At 61.1% G+C, this 18841-nt stretch carries 17 protein-coding genes and 1 pseudogene; 10 read left to right on the top strand and 8 right to left on the bottom strand.

What is annotated here, in order from left to right:
- Positions 1 to 7 precede the first annotated feature (7 nt).
- Positions 8 to 454, top strand: coding sequence for a copper chaperone PCu(A)C (locus J8I35_RS30870; RefSeq protein ID WP_175975399.1), 447 nt, complete (start codon positions 8 to 10; stop codon positions 452 to 454).
- Positions 455 to 464: 10 nt separating this feature from the next.
- Entirely contained in the window at positions 465 to 1334 is an 870-nt protein-coding gene (locus J8I35_RS30865) for a cytochrome c oxidase assembly protein (protein ID WP_050011442.1), read from the top strand.
- 22 nt (positions 1335 to 1356) lie between these two features.
- Here J8I35_RS30865 and J8I35_RS30860 read toward each other — a convergent pair whose 3' ends face one another.
- Both J8I35_RS30860 and J8I35_RS30855 read right to left on the bottom strand, forming a co-directional pair.
- Positions 1357 to 1848, bottom strand: a complete 492-nt coding sequence (locus tag J8I35_RS30860; protein WP_089488277.1) for a GNAT family N-acetyltransferase — start codon at positions 1846 to 1848, stop codon at positions 1357 to 1359.
- Between the two features lie 135 nt (positions 1849 to 1983).
- On the bottom strand, positions 1984 to 2850 hold the full coding sequence (locus J8I35_RS30855) for a pirin family protein (RefSeq protein ID WP_209928722.1): 867 nt from the start codon (positions 2848 to 2850) through the stop codon (positions 1984 to 1986).
- Positions 2851 to 2961: 111 nt separating this feature from the next.
- On the opposite strand from J8I35_RS30855, the gene J8I35_RS30850 reads away from it, so the two are divergent.
- A complete protein-coding gene (locus tag J8I35_RS30850; protein WP_050011446.1) occupies positions 2962 to 3879 on the top strand; it encodes a LysR family transcriptional regulator in 918 nt (305 codons plus the stop codon).
- A 103-nt stretch (positions 3880 to 3982) separates the two neighbouring features.
- Positions 3983 to 4486 carry a GAF domain-containing protein gene (locus J8I35_RS30845; protein WP_209928720.1) on the top strand — a complete coding sequence of 168 codons (504 nt, stop codon included), beginning with the start codon at positions 3983 to 3985 and terminating at the stop codon, positions 4484 to 4486.
- A 101-nt stretch (positions 4487 to 4587) separates the two neighbouring features.
- Here J8I35_RS30845 and map read toward each other — a convergent pair whose 3' ends face one another.
- Both map and J8I35_RS30835 read right to left on the bottom strand, forming a co-directional pair.
- A complete protein-coding gene (gene map, locus J8I35_RS30840) occupies positions 4588 to 5394 on the bottom strand; it encodes a type I methionyl aminopeptidase (protein ID WP_124594713.1) in 807 nt (268 codons plus the stop codon).
- Complete coding sequence (locus J8I35_RS30835; RefSeq protein WP_050011449.1) at positions 5394 to 5630, bottom strand: ParD-like family protein; 237 nt, start codon at positions 5628 to 5630, stop codon at positions 5394 to 5396. The genes map and J8I35_RS30835 overlap by 1 nt, the downstream gene beginning before the upstream one ends.
- A gap of 146 nt (positions 5631 to 5776) precedes the next feature.
- Between J8I35_RS30835 and J8I35_RS30830 the strand changes: the two genes are divergently transcribed.
- The 6 genes from J8I35_RS30830 (at position 5777) to J8I35_RS30805 (ending at position 11379) form a co-directional block, all read left to right on the top strand.
- A complete protein-coding gene (locus J8I35_RS30830) occupies positions 5777 to 6397 on the top strand; it encodes a helix-turn-helix domain-containing protein (protein ID WP_176016599.1) in 621 nt (206 codons plus the stop codon).
- Between the two features lie 48 nt (positions 6398 to 6445).
- Positions 6446 to 6994, top strand: a complete 549-nt coding sequence (locus tag J8I35_RS30825; RefSeq protein WP_209928719.1) for a GNAT family N-acetyltransferase — start codon at positions 6446 to 6448, stop codon at positions 6992 to 6994.
- A 970-nt stretch (positions 6995 to 7964) separates the two neighbouring features.
- Positions 7965 to 8654 carry a hypothetical protein gene (locus J8I35_RS30820; protein ID WP_050011453.1) on the top strand — a complete coding sequence of 230 codons (690 nt, stop codon included), beginning with the start codon at positions 7965 to 7967 and terminating at the stop codon, positions 8652 to 8654.
- An 87-nt stretch (positions 8655 to 8741) separates the two neighbouring features.
- Positions 8742 to 8972: a hypothetical protein gene (locus J8I35_RS30815; RefSeq protein ID WP_080334137.1), complete on the top strand. Its 231-nt coding sequence runs from the start codon at positions 8742 to 8744 to the stop codon at positions 8970 to 8972.
- A gap of 1218 nt (positions 8973 to 10190) precedes the next feature.
- Complete coding sequence (locus J8I35_RS30810) at positions 10191 to 10772, top strand: hypothetical protein (protein WP_209928717.1); 582 nt, start codon at positions 10191 to 10193, stop codon at positions 10770 to 10772.
- Positions 10756 to 11379, top strand: coding sequence for a DUF4263 domain-containing protein (locus J8I35_RS30805; protein ID WP_209928711.1), 624 nt, complete (start codon positions 10756 to 10758; stop codon positions 11377 to 11379). The genes J8I35_RS30810 and J8I35_RS30805 overlap by 17 nt, the downstream gene beginning before the upstream one ends.
- Positions 11380 to 11469: 90 nt before the next feature.
- On the opposite strand, the gene J8I35_RS30800 is transcribed toward J8I35_RS30805, so the two are convergent.
- From J8I35_RS30800 to J8I35_RS30785, 4 genes and pseudogenes are all read right to left on the bottom strand, one after another.
- Complete coding sequence (locus J8I35_RS30800; RefSeq protein ID WP_245170503.1) at positions 11470 to 12864, bottom strand: TolC family protein; 1395 nt, start codon at positions 12862 to 12864, stop codon at positions 11470 to 11472.
- 31 nt (positions 12865 to 12895) lie between these two features.
- Positions 12896 to 14314: an HlyD family type I secretion periplasmic adaptor subunit gene (locus J8I35_RS30795; protein ID WP_209928705.1), complete on the bottom strand. Its 1419-nt coding sequence runs from the start codon at positions 14312 to 14314 to the stop codon at positions 12896 to 12898.
- Between the two features lie 2 nt (positions 14315 to 14316).
- Positions 14317 to 16461, bottom strand: a complete 2145-nt coding sequence (locus J8I35_RS30790; RefSeq protein ID WP_209928703.1) for a type I secretion system permease/ATPase — start codon at positions 16459 to 16461, stop codon at positions 14317 to 14319.
- A gap of 109 nt (positions 16462 to 16570) precedes the next feature.
- Positions 16571 to 18841: pseudogene (locus tag J8I35_RS30785) on the bottom strand (S-layer family protein); the annotation flags it as partial.

The raw sequence follows: 18841 nt of genomic DNA, 5'->3' as shown, positions 1-18841 counted from the left end.
TTCCGCCATGAACACGAAAACGACCCTCAAGACGTTCGCCCTCGTCGCCGCGCTGTGCGCCGGCGCGCACGCGTATGCCGCCGGCGCGATCAGCGCGCAGAACGCGTGGGTGCGCTGGCTGCCGAACAAGCTGCCCGCGGGCGGCTACGTGACGCTCGTGAACACCGGCGACAAGCCGATCGACCTCGTCGACGTCGACAGCCCCGACTACGGGATGGCGATGCTGCACCAGACGGTCTCGAACGGCTCGACGCAGAAGATGGAAATGGTCGACAAGCTGACGATCCCCGCGCGCGGCAAGGTCGACATCGCGCCGGGCGGCTATCACTTCATGCTCGAGGAACCGAAGCACGCGATCAAGCCCGGCGACACCGTGCACCTGCGCCTGAAATTCTCCGACGGCGAAACGGTCGATGCGCCGTTCGCCGTGAAATCGCCGGCCAAGACGAAGTGATGCGCGCGCGATGAACGTCCTGTACTGGCTCGATCCGTGGGAACCGTCGCCGACCGTGGTCATCGCGGTGCTGACGGCCGCCGTGCTGTTCGCGCGCGGCGCGAGGAAGGCGAAGGTGTCGCCGCTGCGGCAGTTCTCGTTCTGGTTCGGGCTGACCGCGCTCTACATCGCGCTGCACACGCGGCTCGACTACTTCTTCGAGCACGAATTCTTCCTGCACCGCGCGCAGCACCTCGTGCTGCACCATCTCGGGCCGTTCTTCATCGCGCTGTCCTATCCGGGCGCGGCGATCCGTGCGGGCATTCCGTTCCGCTGGCGGCAGCGCTTCGTGCGCCCCGCGCTCGCGTGGGCGCCGGTGCGGGCGACGCTCGACGTGGTGTTCCATCCGGTCGTCGCAGTCGTGCTGTTCGTCGGGCTGATCTATTTCTGGCTGCTGTCGCCGATCCACTTCATCGCGATGCTCGACTGGCGCCTCTATCGCGTGATGAACTGGAGCATGGTGATCGACGGGCTGCTGTTCTGGTGGCTCGTCGTCGATCCGCGCCCGGCGCCGCCCGCGCGGCTGTCGCCAGGCCGCCGGATCCTGATCGTCGTCGCGGCGATCCCGCCGCAGATCGCCCTCGGCGCGCTGATCTTCTTCACGCCGCACGAGCTGTATCCGATCTATTCGATCTGCGGCCGCGCGTTCACGTGGCTGAGCCCGCTGCGCGACCAGCAGATCGGCGGCCTGCTGCTGTGGATTCCCGGCTCGATGATGAGCGTGATCGGCGCGCTGATCGCACTGCGGCACTGGCTGCGGCTATCCGCGCGCGGGCGCCTGATCGGCGAACGGGTCGCGCAGCGCGCGGACAAGCCGCCGGTCGCACGCACCGCGCACTGACCGCCGCGGCGCGCGGCGCGCGTCATGCTCGCGCGCTGCTCATCCACACGTGCGGGATGCCGTCCTCGTCGTGCACGTCCGAACTCGGCGTGAAGCCGAATGCCCCGTAGAAACGCTGCAAGTGGGCCTGCGCATGCAGGCTCACCGGCGTATCCGGCCATTGCGCGCGGATATGCTCGAGCGCGCGCGACAGCAGCCCGTTGCCGAGGCCCGCGCCGCGAAACGCGGCGGTCGTCAGCACGCGGCCGATGCGCACGTCGGTGTGCTGCGCGTCCGGCAGCAACACGCGCAGATAGCCGGCCAGGCGGCCGGCCGGATCGAAGGCGGCCAGGTGCCACGCGGCCTGGTCCGCATCGTCGATGTCGCGATACACGCAGTTCTGTTCGACGACGAATACGGCGCTGCGCGCTTCGAGGATCGAATAGATTTCGCGTGCCGTCAGCGCGTCGAAGGGTTTCCAGCGCCAGTCGAGATCGGCGGCGCTCGGGGATGCGGCGGGTGCGGAGGCGTTCATGTGCGGTCCTGATTCGGGCGCGCCGGCCGGCGCGCGGCAACCGTCGATTATGCCTCGAAGCACGCGTCGCGCGCGACCGCCTGCCCGCGCGCGAAAAAAAGGCCCCGCATCGCGCGGGGCCTGCTCGTCATGCGGTCATGCCGGCATCTGGCCGAAGCGGCCGCTGTTGAAATCGTCGATCGCGGTCCGGATTTCCTCTTGCGAATTCATCACGAACGGGCCGTAACCGACGACCGGCTCGTCGATCGGCTCGCCGCTCAGAATCAGCAGCTTCGCGTCGCCGTTCGCTTCGATCTCGACGTCTCTGCCGTCGCGGCCGAGTTGCACGAACTGCGCTTCGCGCGCCACCGTCTCGCCGTTCACCAGCACGGTGCCGCTCAGCACGACCACCGCGAGCGTGCGCCCTTCGGCGACCGGGAACCGCGCATGGCCGCCCGCCACGAGCCGCACGTCCCACACGTCGATCGGCGTGTGCGTGCGGGCCGGGCCGCGCCGCCCGTCGAACTCACCGGCGATGATCCGCGCGCGCCCCGCGCCGTCCGGCAGCTCGACCACCGGGATATCGGCGTTCAGCAGCGTCTGGTAGCCGGGCGCGCCCATCTTGTCCGCGGCGGGCAGGTTCACCCACAGCTGCACCATCTCGAGCGGGCCGCCCCGCGTCGTGAACGCCTCCGAGTGGAATTCCTCGTGCAGGATCCCGCTCGCGGCCGTCATCCACTGCACGTCGCCCGGGCCGATCGTGCCGCCCGCGCCCGTCGAGTCGCGGTGCGCGACTTCGCCGTCATAGACGATCGTCACCGTTTCGAACCCGCGGTGCGGATGCTGGCCGACACCGCGCGGCGCGCTCGCCGGTTCGAACGTCGCCGGACCGGCGTAATCGAGCAGCAGGAATGGGCTCAGGTGCGTGCCGTGAGACTGGTAGCTGAACATCGAACGCACCGGGAAACCGTCGCCGACCCAATGGCCGCGCGGCGCACTGTACACACCCTGGATCTTCTTCATTTGCCTTCTCCGAATTGCGGCGAAACCCGTGTTTCGCATCCTTGAGCGACAATATAGAGATGGAACGATCGATCCGGTAGACTGCCGGAATCGCACTCAGCGTTCCATTTCATGAACGATAAAGCGCGGGATCTGAACGATCTCTACTACTTCGTGCAGGTCGTCGAACATGGTGGCTTCGCGCCGGCCGGGCGCGCGCTGGACATGCCGAAATCGAAGCTGAGCCGCCGTATCGCGCTGCTCGAGGCGCGGCTCGGGATGCGGCTGATCCAGCGTTCGACGCGCCGCTTCACGGTCACCGACGTCGGGCAGACCTATTACGCGCATTGCCGCGCGATGCTCGTCGAGGCCGATGCCGCCGACGAGGCGATCGCGCTGCTGCACGAGGAGCCGCGCGGCATCGTGCGCGTCAGTTGCCCGATCGTGCTGCTCGATTCGCTGGTCGGCACGATGATCGCCGCGTTCATGGCCGCGTGCCCGCGCGTCGAGATTCACCTGGAAGCCACCAACCGGCGCGTCGACGTGGTCGGCGAAGGGATCGACGTCGCGATCCGCGTGCGGCCGCCGCCGCTCGAGGACAGCGATCTCGCGCTGCGCGTGCTCGCCGAGCGCGGCCAGTGCCTCGTCGCGAGCCCCGCGCTGCTGCGCGAGCATGGCGTACCGGCCGTTCCCGCCGATCTGACGCGCCTGCCGAGCCTCGATCACGGCGTGCCGCAGTCCACGCACGTGTGGCGGCTGCGCGGGCCCGACGGCGCGCACGCGGAAATCCATCACCAGCCGCGCTTCGTGACGGGCGGCATGCTCGCGCTGCGCGCGGCGGCCGCCGCGGGCGTCGGCGTCGTGCAGTTGCCGACGATGATGGTGCGCGACGAGGTGTCGCGCGGTGAACTGGTCACCGTGCTGCCCGACTGGGCGCCGCGCCGCGAAATCGTGCACGCGGTGTTCGCGTCGCGCCGCGGGCTGCTGCCCGCGGTGCGGGCGTTGCTCGATTTCCTGGCCGAGCGGTTCGCCGAACTCGAACCCGACTGAACGCGCCGCATCACGCACAACCGTGCGCTGCAGACCGCGCGCGCGTGCCGTAGACTGCGGTACGCGCAATGCGCATTTTCACAACCCCTATCGCTTTCCCGCCATGTTCACGCTGTTCAACGACCCTACCGCCTCCAAGGCCGATCAATACGCGACGCTCGTCGAGCAGGCACGCGCGCTCGTCGAATCCGAACGCGACCTGACCGCGAACGCCGCGAATTTCTCCGCGCTCGTGTATCACTCGCTCGATCGCCTGAACTGGGCGGGCTTCTACTTCTTCGACGGCACCGAGCTCGTGGTCGGGCCGTTCCAGGGCAAGCCCGCGTGCGTGCGGATCGCGCTCGGCAAGGGCGTGTGCGGCACGGCCGCGCAAACGCGCGAGACGCAGGTCGTGCGCGACGTGCACGACTTCCCGGGCCATATCGCGTGCGATGCGGCGTCGGAATCGGAAATCGTCGTGCCGCTGGTGGCCGCCGACGGCACGCTGATCGGCGTATGGGACGTCGACAGCCCGGTCGCCGCGCGCTTCGACGACGAAGACCGCCAAGGGATGGAAGCGCTGTGCCGCGTGTTCGTCGAACACGCGTGGCAGAAGGCGCGCGGTTAGGCGTCGCGGCGCCGCGGCGCTGGCCGCCGAACGACACGGGCCCCGCGAAGGGGCCCGTTTCATTGCAATGCCGCGCCGCCGTCTGCGGCGCACGACCGGCGTCAGGCTGCGTGCGTGCCCGAAAGCGCGGCGAACGCCTGCGGCTTCGCGTCCTCGGTCAACACCTCGAAGCCCGTTTCCGTCACCACGACCATGTGCTCCCACTGCGCGGACAGCGAATGGTCCGCCGTGACGACGGTCCAGCCGTCGGCCAGCATGCGCGTGTCGCGCTTGCCCGCGTTCAGCATCGGCTCGATCGTGAAGATCATCCCCGGCCGCAGCGGCAGGCCGGTGCCCGGGCGACCGTAATGCAGCACCTGCGGCTCGTCGTGATAGACGTCGCCGATCCCGTGTCCGCAATACTCGCGCACCACGCTGAATCCTTCGCGATGGGCGACCTGCTGGATCGCATAGCCGACGTCGCCGAGCGTCGCGCCGGGACGCACCGCGCGGATGCCGGCATGCATCGCCTCGTAGGTCGACGCGACGAGCCGCCGCGCGAGTTCGTTCGGTTCGCCGACGAAATACATGCGGCTCGTATCGCCGAACCAGCCGTCCTTGATCACCGCGATGTCGAGGTTCACGATATCGCCGTCACGCATCGGCCGCGACGTCGGAATGCCGTGACAGACCACGTGATTGACCGACGTGCACAGCGTCTTCGGATAGCCGTGGTAGCCGATGTTCGCGGGGATCGCGCCCAGTTCGTCGACGATGTATTCGCGGCAGCGCGCGTCGAGCTCGTCGGTGGTGACGCCCGGCTTCACGTGCTCGGTGATCATCGTCAGCACCTGCGACGCGAGCTTCGCGGCTTCGCGCGACTTGGCGATTTCCGCGGCACCGCGGATCGGAATTTCGCGTTTCGCCATTACGCCACCTGCTCGATGCTCTGCGCGACCGTCTCGGCCGGCCCCACGTCGCCGCCCCGCGCCTCGGCCTCGATCAACATCTTGCAGATGTCGCCGTAGGAGAGCGCCGGATTGAGTTCCGCCAGCATCCCGACGCGCAGCCAGTGTTCGGCCTGTGCATTGATCGAACGGCTCAGCGCCGTGCTCGTCGAGCGCAGCCGTTCATGCATGTGCTCGGAAATCTTGATGATGCCCATATATCCCCAATTAAACGAAACGTAGCTGTTTTGTATATTACGCCGTGCACGACGACCGAGCAAGCCGTTCGCGCCCGCCTCCCGCCGCCCTGCGGCCGGAAATGCCGTTGACATCAAATTCCAGTTTGCTGGAAAATCAATCCATCATGAAAGAATCAGCGATCACCGCGGCCGACGATACCGGCATCAACGAGCGCATTGCCCGGCGCGTGCGCGACCTGCGCACCGTCCGAGGCTACACACTCGACGCGCTGGCCGCGCGTTCCGGCGTCAGCCGTTCGATGATCTCGCTCATCGAACGCGCGGCGGCCAGCCCGACGGCCGTCGTGCTCGACAAGCTCGCGGCCGGCCTCGGCGTGTCGCTGGCCGGGCTGTTCGGCGGCGACCGGGACGACGCGCCCGCCCAGCCGCTCGCACGGCGCGCGCAGCAGGCCGAATGGCGCGATCCGGCGTCCGGCTATGTGCGACGCAACCTGTCGCCGGCCGGCTGGCCGTCGCCGATCCAGCTCGTCGAGGTCGATTTCCCGCCCGCCGCGCGCGTCGCGTACGACAGCGGCGGGCGCGAAAGCGCGCTGCATCAGCAGGTGTGGATCATCAGCGGCCGCGTCGACGTCACGTTCGGCGATACGCTTCACGAACTTCGCGAAGGCGACTGCCTGGCGATGCGGCTCGACCAGCCGCTGATCTTCAGCAATCCGTCGCCGCATGCGGCGCGCTATATCGTCGCGATTTGCGATGCATCCGCCGCCGGCATGCGCGGCGCGTAATGCGCGCGCCGTGTGTGCAACCGGTTTAGCCAAACAGGAAGGAAACGTATGAATTCCCCGACACAGCGCGACGACGTGCGCCTGATCGATTGCAGCGAGGCCGAACACGCGGCGGCCATTCTCGAGATCCTGAACGACGCGATCGTGAACTCGACCGCGCTGTACGACTACCGGCCGCGCCCGCCGGAAGCGATGATCACGTGGTTCGCGACGAAGCGCGCGGGCGGCTTTCCGATCATCGGCGCCGTCGACTCGGCGGGCACGCTGCTCGGCTTCGCGAGCTGGGGTACGTTCCGCGCGTTTCCGGCATTCAAGTACACGGTCGAGCACAGCGTCTACGTGCGCAACGATCAGCGCGGTCGCGGGCTCGGCGAACTGCTGCTGCGCGAAGTGGTCCGGCGTGCGCGCGAAGCGCAGGTCCACGTGCTGGTCGGCTGCATCGACGCGGCCAACGCCGGCAGCATCGCACTGCATACGAAACTGGGGTTCGAGCACGCGGGCACGATCGCGGAGGCCGGATTCAAATTCGGCCGTTGGCTCGATGCGGCGTTCTATCAACTGAAGCTCGAGACGCCGGTGCAGCCGGTGGATGGGTAATTGCTTTGCGGCCGTCGCATGCGCCGTGCGCGACGGCCATCAAGCGATGCGGAGACATATGGCGTGCAAGCGTGCCGCAAACACCTCTTCCTGGCAGGAAGACGAACTGCCCGCCTGCTCGTCGGGGCCGCTGGGCAAGCCGGGTTACCCAAATAACCTTCCCCGGCCGGCGCATAAATCGACGCCCAGACTTACCCCACCCTACCCGCATCGTTTTGCCACCGGACGCTCTCTTCCGACCAGTCTCTCGACCCACTATGTAACGACGCGCGAGCGGCACAGGCAATTTTCAGCAGAGCGGCAACGGCAGCCGTATTTTTATTTATCAGGCATTCACCTTGAATGCCGCCTTCTTTTACGTGGAAATATAATCGACGCAAGATGCGGCGGTTAGCATTTACTGCGGCAACCGTCTTTAAATGCGCAATAGAGATCGTCCATGCAAGCACGTCTGATGCAGATATCGTGATCTGCACCTGAATTCGAAGCCGAAACTACAACGCCCAGTGCTGACAAAAATAATCTTCATTCCCAATGGAGAAACATTCAATTTAATTGGATATGAAATCATCAAATTAATTTCTACGGGTAAACGATAGATAGCTTGTCACACCTTATTTAAGGAAATTTCCTAATATGATCTGACGGGGATCTACAGATCTGATTATTGCTTGCCACATGAAAATCATTACGGCACCATTTTTTTAAAATTATCGGGAAATTTCACCCGGACCCCTGGCGGCCGCAGACAGGGCAGAAAGACCTATTGTCGACGAAAAAACATTTTCTGGGCGCGAACGCTGAACATTGCCGAATATACAGCCCGAATCGCAGATGCCGTGAATTTTGCCTGCCAAAGAGTATCGGATCGTCAATCGCAGATTGCGGAGGCGTTTATGTAAAAAATCAAGCCATCCATGAACCGAGTGTGGCGAAACACCAAATCCATCTTTCATCGTGGAGACCGAAAATGACTTCCTATTATGTCGACTTCAACAACGACACCAAGCAAACCTGGACCATGGCTGTATATCAGACCCTGCCGAGTTCCATTGGATTGGAAAGCGTGTCGTGGAAGCAAACGACCGTTCCTCAAAGTGGCGCCAGCGGTGTGACGTGGGATATTTTCTATAACGTCGCCATTGCCAATTACCAGCAGATTGGCGGCATCGGAGTCTACAAAGCCAGTCAGACGCTGACGACGGAATTGGGGACGTCATGGGACTGCATTTTTAAAGACAACGTCCAGCAATTGGTGCCGGGGTCCGGTTCCGTACCTCCGGATTCCGTCCTGATCAACAACAAGTCGACCAATCTCGCGAACCTTGGTATCGGCATGAGCGGTCAGGGATCCGTGTTCAAGAAGGGCGTGGTCAGCGGCGCATCGGCTCAGTTCCAGGTGACACCGACTTATTGGGTAGGCTTGTTCAATTCACTCGTCCTCGGCGAAGTGATCTCGAGCAACGTCGTCGTGGGTCCGCTACAGCTGTCTTATCCCAGCGGGCAGAACCTCGCAACCGTCAATGCATACATGGACGGCAACACGATCAAGCTCAACGTCACATATGGCCAGCAAGTGGCCGTCGAAAATAGTGTGGTGGACAGAATCATTGCTGCGCAACCGACGCGATCAGGGATTTTGCTCGAGTACGGCAACTAAACGGCTACGCGCTCTTGTCATGCGAGGGACAGGCGCCGTTACGGCGCCTGTCTTGTTACACAAAATTTTCCGATGTGGACAATTGATATGCGAACCATTGCCAAGATTCTCTTTCCGACCTTGATGGCCTGCCTTGTATTCAACGGAGAAGCCGGCGCCGCCGAAAAATCCTTTTGCTATTACCATCACAATTGCCCTGCCGACGGAAAACTGCCGAAAGGTCAATTGCCCGAGCAATATACCAAGCGCCAGTGCACGAACGGTGGAGGAAAGAGCTGGGGCGACGGCCCGAAGAGCTGTGAGAACGTAAACGATTGACGGGCCTTGGTATTGAGGGACGACTTCAGACGTGATTGCACGAATTTCGACGATGCCGACATTTTTGCCGGACCGAACCCGTCGGCAAAGGAATTTTCCTGTGAACCGCCCTGGTTATTCGGAGATTTTCTGTCGATACCGCCTATGTCGATTGACACGTAGCAATCCATCGCGACGAGATCGACGGTCAATCGTCCCTCAAAATCACAATGCCTGCCCGGACGATGCAATAGCAGGAAGAATGGCGTAGTTATTTAACATCCCCACGACTGCTTTTATATTTGTGGCGCATCTTTATCTCGTGCCTAAACGGTGCGCTCGCAGCCCCCTGCCACTTCCCTCGTTGTGGCAGGGGTTTTTTAGTGTCTTCCGATATTACGGCCGCACGGTCGGGCCCTGCCATAGAAAGACCTTCCAAACGGGTTGGACGAGTTGCGCGGCGGCTGGAGCGCAGCCACCTTCAAGAAATGACGCTCGAACAGCCCTTCGTGCCGGAACTCTGCATGTGCGCCCGAAGCCGGAGGGCGGCGCGACCGCCACCATTGATGGAAAGCCCATTACCGGCGGCGGCCGCAAGCACCACTCCTCCCCGCAGTACGAAGCCCTCGTTCCGATCCTGCGGCCACGGGGCGGTATTACCCTCACACGTTCGACGGCCGAAAAATCGCCATCGATGGCATGAAAACCGCGTGTGGAGCGACGCTGATCGCATCCTGGTCGTCCCGACGTCGGCTCGGGTAACGCGACGACTGGTGTCGCTACGTCCGCCCAGTAACCCTGAAACCCGATGCGGTGAGGAACGGTGCCCGTTCCTGACCATGCCCGAGCCGATGCTTCGCCTGCAGGCGTGGTTACGCGTGCCTCTTGAGTGGTTCGAGGCGGCTTTGTATTGCTCCGGGTGATTTACTTACAAGAATGAAAGCGCCGCAGAAAAAAGAAAAGCCCTGATGAATCAGGGCTTTATCTCGTTCTACCTGGAGGCGCGAGCCGGAGTCGAACCGGCCTAAACGGCTTTGCAGGCCGTCATTCTTCCCTGAATATCAATAACTTACATCAATTAACCACTCAATATAACCGTTCATGAGCATCTACCGGACCTTGAACTTAAAAAGGCCGAACTTTGGCATGGCCGGTTACTGTAAAATCACGACGCCTTCGCAACGGTGCCGATGCGATCGGATAGCCCGTCCGTCGGAGCGCAGACTATGAGCATTCACAATGACGCAACACGATCTCCCGGACTATTCAGAGCTGTCACAGTCTGAGTCCCTCCTTCGCCGCATCGTTTATTCAGACGTCATTGAAGCGGTAACGAACCGGCTATCGCCGCTCTCCGGCCCCAGCGCCAAGGCCACCAAATGGTTGCCCAAGGTCCTGCATGGTCCAGGTTTGACTTATACGGTTCAATTGAATAGTCAATTCGTAGCCGTTTTTGTTGAACAAACCCACGTCCTCCGAAAACTTCGTCGAGAGTGGGAAAAAATCGGCCGCGATGACTTTCCCGGCGCCATTCTTCAACACCCATTTAAAGCGGCAATCAACTTTACGGGCGCACACTCGATCCTAGGATCCTTGACACTAGATGGCGGTGGAGTTTTTCTCAGTCCAGACGCGTCTGCAATACTAGATGATATCGGAATAAAGAGCAGCGCCAGCGCATTCCCGTATAACTATCCCGTGTCCTTATGCTATGCACTCGGATTCGGAAAAAAAATTAGCCCCATGTCCGCCGGCTCACATATGGATGCGCTCGTAGGGTATTCGCTCGCACAGTGGAGGCGCGATGCCGCCTCCAAATGACGCATTACCGCATGAAGCATTGCGATGGCATATAGCTCAAGAAGCACGTCAAGAGATCGAATGCCAAAGTTATCTTCAGGATGCGAGCGCATTACTAATCACTGGACTTGACGCCGTAGTTGAAGTAAGCCGCCGCGAGCAGCAAATGATGGTCGGACGCGCAGACTACTTCATCATCTATCGCGGATTCGATATGAATCGCCGTCCAGGCCGTTTTGCATCTGTCTGGGAAGTTAAAGCACCTCAGTGTTATGTTTTTGATGAAGACACTCAAGAACGTCTGTCACCGTCGACAGATCTCGTGCATGCAGAAACACAGCTCATGTACTATGTCGCGGAAATGCGCGGCAATCAGATGCTCCGAGAGCGATACGAGATCAGAAGCGATGACGACATCCAATTCGGCGGTGTAATTATCGGCTGCGATGAGCGAATGGTAAGGAGAAAGGCGCGATCACTGATCACCGATGAGCAAATGCAAAGGTTGGTCGACGAAGCCATGCGCCTCCGGACTAAGACTTTCTATCGCCCGAATCAGATGCGCCTTCTCACTTGGAGTGCACTGGTAGAACATCTAACTCCCCGAAACGTAGCCGCAATCCAGTAGTTCAGGGGATGGAATGATAAGCGTAAGGCTTATCCAGCAAGGCTCCCGCCGCTTGCTGTAGCAATTTTTTTAGCAGACAAATATACGGGGCTATTCGCCCTCGACACTGTCGATATCTAGCCGCCCAAGTCGCGACGCCAAAACGACTCGTGCGCTTCGCCAGTCCGCCAACGCCTGCACACGTCTTTGCTTTGCTGTCGCCAAAGCTGCTTGGGTATTCAGCAGTTCCAGAATATTCCCCACGCCAACTTGATACCGATGCTGCGCGGCCTCGAACGCTTGTCGTGCCACGGTCAGCAGCTTCTCACTTTGCGACGCAGTGGCCGTGGCGGTGTGCAATGCATGCCAGGCCAACCACACATCCAGCGCAACCTGTTCGCGTGCACCGTCCAGCATCGCCGCCTGCCGCTCCGCCTCCGCTGTCGCCTGATCGATCTGATAATGTCGCCCGAATCCTTCAAAAATCGGAATGCTAACCTGGATGCCGACGTATGCATCACGGCCCGTCGCTGGAAACGTTGGAATCCCTAACCCGAGACTCGCCGGCTGATTATTCCGACTATACTTCGCGACCAGATTAACGCTCGGCAATCCGGCCGCACGGGTTTGCGAGATCTTGGCCTGCGCGGCTTCGAATTGCGCCTGCGCGGCACGCACCGTCGGATGCGTTCGCTTGACCTCGTCGATCAACTGCGCGAGGGGTTCGCCCCAATCCCTTTGTGGCGTCGCCATCACCGTGATTGGCGGCACCACAATCGGCGCGTTCGGATCGAGCCCCATGTCGTTGGCGAGCGCCCCCAACGCGGCCTGCAAATCGCCTTCCGCCTTGATCCGTTCGCTTACCGCCTGCTCGTGCTGGGTCAGCGCTTGAAGCGCGTCCGAGATCGGCGCGACACCCCGATCAACACGCGCCTGCGCCGCCGTCGCGCTGTCCGCCGTTGTGCGTTCAATCTCAACCGCGACGTCAAGCGCCCCCTGCGCCGCCTCGGCCGCGTCGTAATCTTTCGCCACCGTCGCGAACTGGTCTTGCAGCGTTGCATCCTGTGTCGCTCGCGCGGCCGCCAGCAGATCAGACGCGTTTCTGATTGCCGCCGTACGGCCGCCGAAGTCGAACAGCAACCAGTTCAGCGTGAGACTTTCCGAGCGAACCGTAGCAGTTGTGTCGGAGCTGAGCTGCGGGTGATCGTTCACGTCGGTCCGAGAGCTATCCCGCACGCCCTGCCAGTCACCGGAGACAGTCGGTAAGAACGCGGCGCGGGCAACACCGACAGCGGCCGCCTGCGCTTTTACGGCAGCCCACGCCACACGCGTTTTCGGGTTATGGCACAACGACCGCGCCACCGCCTCCTGCAAGGAAAGCGGCGATCCCGGGGCTCCAAACTGACATGCCTCGGATCTAGCAACCATCCCGCCAGCTGCCGTTCCCGACACACCACGCCCGGCAAGAAGCGGGTCGAACGGCCATGCCGACACGCTTGCCAGCATGAAGCAGGCTCCCGTCAGCCACATTACCCTCTTACCGTTCATGGAAGCTCTCTTGCGCGCCTTCGATAAGCGGGCCGAGGAAATACTGTGCGACGGTCTGCTTCCCGGTCTTGATGTCGGCTGTCACTGTCATGCCTGGCGTCAGCGCAACCCAGCGATCGTCAACACGAATCCGGTTGCTCTTAAGTCGAATGCGCGCCTTAAAGACCAGCCCCTGCTTTTTATCCGACGCCGAATCGTTCGCAACCGATACGACCTCGCCGTCGAGCAATCCATACCGCGTGTAAGGGAATGCCTCGACCTTGACGGCAGCACGCTGGCCGACCTTGACGAATCCGATATCGCGGTTGTCAATCGTCGCCTCGACCTCCAGCGCATCGTTCGGGACGATTTCCATCACCGCCTGCGCCGTCGTTACCACTCCGCCCAGTGTGTGAACTGCAAGCTGCTGGACCGTCCCCACGACAGGCGCGGTTAGGTTCATCAGACCAGCGCGCGTGTGCGCCTTCGTCTCGTCGTTTCGACTCTGCGTCAGTTGCTCGTTGGACTTCTCCAGCGTGTCGAGTTGTTCGCGTCGAAATGTCGACGTTGCTGTCTCGATATCAGCTCGCTGTTCTGCGATGCCAGCCGTGAGTTCTCTCGCATGCCCTTGCTGAGCCGCGAGTTCATGCTCCTTGTCGAGTGCCGCCTGCTCTTTGTCCAGATAGTCTTGCCGGGCAACGTACTTGTCGGCCACCAGCGCCTGATAGTCATTCGCCTGCTTACGGGCAAGCGGTGCGGTCGCTGCCAGCTTCGCGACCTCGGCACGTGTACTGTCGAGTTCAGCCTGGCGCTTGAGCAGTTCGGCCTGCGCCGACGCGAGCCTGTCGCGGTACTCGCGCCACGCGCCTTCTGCAAGCTGCTGGGCCTGTTGTTGTCGATCGATCGGTGCACCATCAACCGTCGCCACTCTAGGTAGCGCATTAGCCTGCAAAGCATCCAGCAGGGCCTGCGCGCGTGCTGCCGCTAGCGCTGCATCCAACTTCGACGCCTTAGCCTTGTCCTCGTCCGCCATGGCCTGCGTCGTGTCGAGCTGCAGCAGCAGTTGTCCTGCCTTGACCTGCTGCCCGTCCTGCACGCTAATGCTACGGACCACGCCCGTCACCGCCGGTTGGATGATCTTGACTTGTGCATTCGGAATCAATTTGCCCTTCGCCGTCGCAACGATATCGAGACGGGCCAACAGAGCGATCAAAACAACGATGACGACCAATATAGATATTACGCGGGCCGTCCATCGCGGCGCAGGATGTACGGGCGTTTCGACCAATTCCAGGTGCGCGGGCTGAAATGCTCGCTCGTAATCGAGCTTCGGGGTGTCGTCGAGTTGCAAACGAATCGCCCATGCCGCGCGCCAAACGGCGACATATCGCCCGACCAAATCTTGCAAAACCTGCCAACGGAGCGACACGATCAACCTTCGTTTTGCAGTGAGACAAGATGCGCGTAATAACCGCCATGCGCGAGCAGCGCGTCATGTGTGCCGCGCTCTACAATCCTCCCGCGATCCATTGCGACAATCTGGTCGGCGTGGCGCACGGCAGTCAGACGGTGCGCGATGATAATGACGGTTCGCCCCGCACAGATGGCCCGCATGTTCTGCTGGATCATTCGTTCGGTTTCGAAGTCAAGCGCGCTGGTCGCTTCGTCAAAAATCAGGATGCGCGGGTTCGTCAGCAAGGCGCGTGCGATGGCGATCCGTTGGCGCTGGCCGCCCGACAGGTTCCCGCCGTGTTCTTCCACGAGCGTGTCGTAGGCCTGCGGTAGTTCGCAAATGAATTCGTGTGCGCCTGCCAGGCTCGCCGCCTGCATGACGGCTTCGAACGGCACGCCCGGATCGGCCAGCGCGATATTTTCGCGAATCGAGCGGCGGAACAGTAGGTTTTCTTGGAGCACGACGCCGACCTGACGGCGCAGCCATGCCGGATCGGTCAGCGCAAGATCGACGCCATCGATGCGCACCACACCGGATTCCGGCAGATACAGACGTTGCAGCAGTTTCGCGAGCGTGCTTTTACCTGAGCCGGAACGCCCAACGATACCGATAACCTGACCGGCCCGGATATCGAGCGAAACATCATCAAGCACGAGCGGGTGATCCGGCCGGTAGCGGAATCGGATATGTTCTAACCGCACATCGCCGCGCACAGCGGGTAATGCCTGTGCACTCGGCGGCAGTTCGGTGCGCGTGTTCAGGATATCGGCCAAGCGCTGCATCGAAATCCCAGTCTGCTGGAAATCCTGCCAGAGTTGGGCGAGCCGCAGTACGGGCGACGCGACACGCTGCGAGAGCATGTTGAAGGCGATCAGGCCGCCCACCGTCAAGCGGCCTTCGATCACGAGCTTCGCACCGAAAAACAGCGTCGCGAGCATCACGAGCTTGCCGACGTACTGAATGGCCTGCTGCCCGGCATTGCTCAACACCGTCACACGAAAGCCCGACGCGACATAGTCAGCGAGCTGCGTTTCCCACTTGCGCACGAACTGCGGTTCGACGGCCATCGCTTTGAGTGTTTCAACGCCCGATACGGCCTCGACCAAAAAGGCCTGACTGTCTGCACTACGCGCGAATTTGGCATCGAGCCGGCCGCGCAAACCCGGCACGAGAAACGCCGAAATTGCCGCATAGAATGGCAGCGAAATCGCTACGATGAGCGTCAGCCAGACGCTGTAAATGCACATCACCGCAAGAAAGACCACCGAAAACGCGAGATCAATGATCGCCGTAAGCGCCTGCCCCGTCAGGAAATTTCGAATGCTTTCGAGTTCACGCACGCGCGCGACCGTATCGCCAATCCGGCGCGCAGCAAAGTAGTTCAGCGGCAACGCGACCAGATGACGAAACAGACGTGCGCCGAGTTCGACATCAATTCGGTTCGTGGTATGGGCGAAAATGTAGTTGCGCAGGCCCGTCAACACGACTTCGAAGGTTGAACTGATAAACAGCGCGATACAAACGACCGCGAGTGTGCTGGTCGTGTGGTTCACCAGCACTTTGTCCATGACGACCTGAAACATCAGCGGCGTCACCAGCCCGAATATTTGCAGGACGAGCGAGATACCCAGCACTTCGAGTAGCAGCCGTCGATACTTGACGATCGCCGGAATGAACCATGAGAAATCGAAGCGAGCCAGTTGGCCCGCGAGCGAGGCGCGCGATGCGAACAGAATCTGACGCCCAGTTGTGCGCGCCGTCAACGTCTCGATTGGCACGACGTGCGGGTTCGTGCTGTCGCCTTCTAGCACTAACGCCGTGTCGCCCTCGCTGCGTGCGACGATGAAGTGTCGGCCATCGCGATCGAGCACCAGCGCGGGCAGCGAAACACGGTTCAGCCGTTCGGGTACGAACGGCACGATACGCGCCTTGAGGCCCAAGGAACGCGCTGATAGCACGAGCACATTTGAGTCGAACGGTAGATTGCCTTGGGCCGCGTCGTGACGTAGCTTGGCTGCATCCGCGACAATACCGTGAAAGCGGGCAATCGCGACGAGGCAGGCAAGGCCACAGTCGGTCGCGAATGGTGCGCCAGCAGCGCTGGCCTGATCGGGTGCATTCATGGGACAGAAACGAATGCTGCCCGAATGCAGCTCGGGCAGCCATTTGAAAACGCAGGACGCACCCTCTACCGGCACCGCAAGAACGGCACCGATAGAGGAATGAGGCAGCTCAGTGCAGATTGGCAGCGAGCGCTGCGAACGCGTCCTGATGGACCGGTTGCGGCACTGCCGAACTGCCCGCCGAGGGCGCAAAAGATGCCATGGCGGCAATCAGGCTGCGCACCTGGTTCTCGACGGGATTCGCCGTCGCATTCGGGTTGTTCATCAGATTGACACCCGCCACCTCTCCGGTGCTGCCATCAGCACGCGTAAACGTACTGTCAACCAAAACTTGATTGCCATTACTATCTCGATTGACCTGCGTGCCATCAAGATTCAGCGACGTAATGCCGAGCTGGTTCAGGCTCATTAATTGCCCGCTCTGAAATTGCCCAGTACCGGTCGTATCAACCCAAACCTTCAGGCTGTTCCACAAGACGTCCGCTTGCGTTAGCGCCCCATGCCCATTACCGTCGACCTGCTGCGCGAGCGATTGCAGTGCGCCGAAGCCTGCCACCATCTGGCTGTCCTGCGTCACGGTCGTCGCGTTGTTCTGGTCGTTCGGATCATAGACGAGGTAACCCTCGCCAGCAGTACCCCACGCGGTCTGAACCTTCTCCCCGCTATTGAGCATGTCGAAATACGTCGACGAATTCGCGAGTGCCGTCGTTTTTACGTGATCGCCATTCAGACTCAATATGATTGGATCGCTACCACTCGGGCACGGGGTCGCCGGACTCAATGGGCCCAGGGTGACGGTGCCAGTAGGCAAGTAGCCATCGTCACCTGCCCCGTCTATGGTCGGAATCGGACCGGGCAATGCAATTTGCGGGGGCGGGGAATTGCCGTAGGCCTGTGCAATTACTGCATTTGACCACCCGGACCCCTTGTTGCCAGTACCGTAGAGCATATCTCGATTGTTCGGGCCCGTCAGAAAATTTACCTGGCAATTATTCGCATAAATTGTATCGCCCGAACCTAATACATTAATCGTACACGCCCCTCCGGTCACATAGACGATCTCGTTGGTACCGGATACCGTGATAGAGTCATTGTTACCATTTACTTGTAGCGTCGTTGTCGGGGGGGCAGCCTGGGACGCAAGAGACGCTGCTCCATCCCAGTCGCTAATCGACATGCCGCTGCCGTCAACAATATTGCCTGTGCCGCCCGAAATGCTCACACTCGAACCCGCGGCACCACTAACGAGGTCCGAATTGCCCAAGATACCCACGCTCGCCCCCGTCTGGAGGGCAATTTCATTATTGCTTCCTTGAACTGCCGCGTTCGCGTTACCATTCAGAAATATGCCCGTACCCTGTCCATTAGCAACCGTTCCACCGAAGATATCGCCATTGGCATTAACTATGTCTGAGGTGCCGCTCGTATCGTTGAGAACTAAGAGCATCCCACTTCCAGCTGTAACCGTATTGCCACCACCATAGACGCCCAAACTATCTCCTGTATTCTCGGAGATACCATTATTGGTACCGCTGACGTTCACTTGTGCGTTGACGTCCAGCCAAATGCCCGTACCTTGTCCGTTCGCGGTGCCTCCCCCGAACTGGTCTCCATTGCTGTTTATTGTGTCAGATATGCCGTTGGTACCGGACACATACGCCAATGCGCCCGCCGTCGCATCGATCGTGTTCCCGCCACCATAGGCTCCCATGCTGTCGCCAGTGTTTAACTGGATACCATTGTAGTTGCCACTCACATTGGCCTGTGCATTGACATCCATCCAGATCCCAGTGCCTTGACCGTTAGCCGTCGTGCCACCGAACGCATCGCCATTTGCAGTAACTAAGTCGAACGCGCCATTGGTGCCGGATATGTAAGCCAATGTGCCCGCCACCGCGCTGATCGAGTTTGCACCACCGTACGCGCCCATGCTGTCACCGGCACTCAAGTGGATACCGTTGTTATTGCCACTCACATTAGCCTGCGCATTGGCATCCATCCAGATCCCGGTGCCTTGACCGTTAGCCGTCGTGCCACCGAACGCATCACCATTTGCAGTAACTAAGTCGAATGCACCATTGGTGCCGGATATGTACGCCAATGCGCCTGCCACAGTGCTGATCGTGTTTGCGCCACCGTACGCGCCCATGCTGTCACCGGCACTCAAGTGGATACCGTTGTTGTTGCCACTCACATTAGCCTGTGCATTGGCATCCATCCAGATCCCGGTGCCTTGACCGTTAGCCGTCGTGCCACCGAACACATCGCCATTTGCAGTAACTAAGTCGAACGCGCCATTGGTACCGGTTATATACGCCAATGCGCCCGCCACCGTGCTGATCGTGTTCCCGCCACCGGCCGCGCCCATGCTGTCACCGGC

The organism is Burkholderia sp. CpTa8-5, from assembly GCF_017815045.1.
Classification (GTDB): domain Bacteria; phylum Pseudomonadota; class Gammaproteobacteria; order Burkholderiales; family Burkholderiaceae; genus Burkholderia; species Burkholderia sola.
This window is presented reverse-complemented; position numbering and strand designations above follow the sequence as displayed.

What these genes read in the sequence shown, in the direction of transcription:
- map (WP_124594713.1), bottom strand. Translation starts at nt 5,394, where the DNA reads ATGGCGAAACGCGAAATTCCGATCCGCGGTGCCGCGGAAATCGCCAAG.
- J8I35_RS30805 (WP_209928711.1), top strand. Translation starts at nt 10,756, where the DNA reads ATGCCGCCTCCAAATGACGCATTACCGCATGAAGCATTGCGATGGCAT.
- J8I35_RS30845 (WP_209928720.1), top strand. Translation starts at nt 3,983, where the DNA reads ATGTTCACGCTGTTCAACGACCCTACCGCCTCCAAGGCCGATCAATAC.
- J8I35_RS30850 (WP_050011446.1), top strand. Translation starts at nt 2,962, where the DNA reads ATGAACGATAAAGCGCGGGATCTGAACGATCTCTACTACTTCGTGCAG.
- J8I35_RS30825 (WP_209928719.1), top strand. Translation starts at nt 6,446, where the DNA reads ATGAATTCCCCGACACAGCGCGACGACGTGCGCCTGATCGATTGCAGC.
- J8I35_RS30800 (WP_245170503.1), bottom strand. Translation starts at nt 12,864, where the DNA reads ATGCTGGCAAGCGTGTCGGCATGGCCGTTCGACCCGCTTCTTGCCGGG.
- J8I35_RS30830 (WP_176016599.1), top strand. Translation starts at nt 5,777, where the DNA reads ATGAAAGAATCAGCGATCACCGCGGCCGACGATACCGGCATCAACGAG.
- J8I35_RS30835 (WP_050011449.1), bottom strand. Translation starts at nt 5,630, where the DNA reads ATGGGCATCATCAAGATTTCCGAGCACATGCATGAACGGCTGCGCTCG.
- J8I35_RS30790 (WP_209928703.1), bottom strand. Translation starts at nt 16,461, where the DNA reads ATGAATGCACCCGATCAGGCCAGCGCTGCTGGCGCACCATTCGCGACC.
- J8I35_RS30855 (WP_209928722.1), bottom strand. Translation starts at nt 2,850, where the DNA reads ATGAAGAAGATCCAGGGTGTGTACAGTGCGCCGCGCGGCCATTGGGTC.
- J8I35_RS30860 (WP_089488277.1), bottom strand. Translation starts at nt 1,848, where the DNA reads ATGAACGCCTCCGCACCCGCCGCATCCCCGAGCGCCGCCGATCTCGAC.
- J8I35_RS30865 (WP_050011442.1), top strand. Translation starts at nt 465, where the DNA reads ATGAACGTCCTGTACTGGCTCGATCCGTGGGAACCGTCGCCGACCGTG.
- J8I35_RS30820 (WP_050011453.1), top strand. Translation starts at nt 7,965, where the DNA reads ATGACTTCCTATTATGTCGACTTCAACAACGACACCAAGCAAACCTGG.
- J8I35_RS30870 (WP_175975399.1), top strand. Translation starts at nt 8, where the DNA reads ATGAACACGAAAACGACCCTCAAGACGTTCGCCCTCGTCGCCGCGCTG.
- J8I35_RS30815 (WP_080334137.1), top strand. Translation starts at nt 8,742, where the DNA reads ATGCGAACCATTGCCAAGATTCTCTTTCCGACCTTGATGGCCTGCCTT.
- J8I35_RS30810 (WP_209928717.1), top strand. Translation starts at nt 10,191, where the DNA reads ATGACGCAACACGATCTCCCGGACTATTCAGAGCTGTCACAGTCTGAG.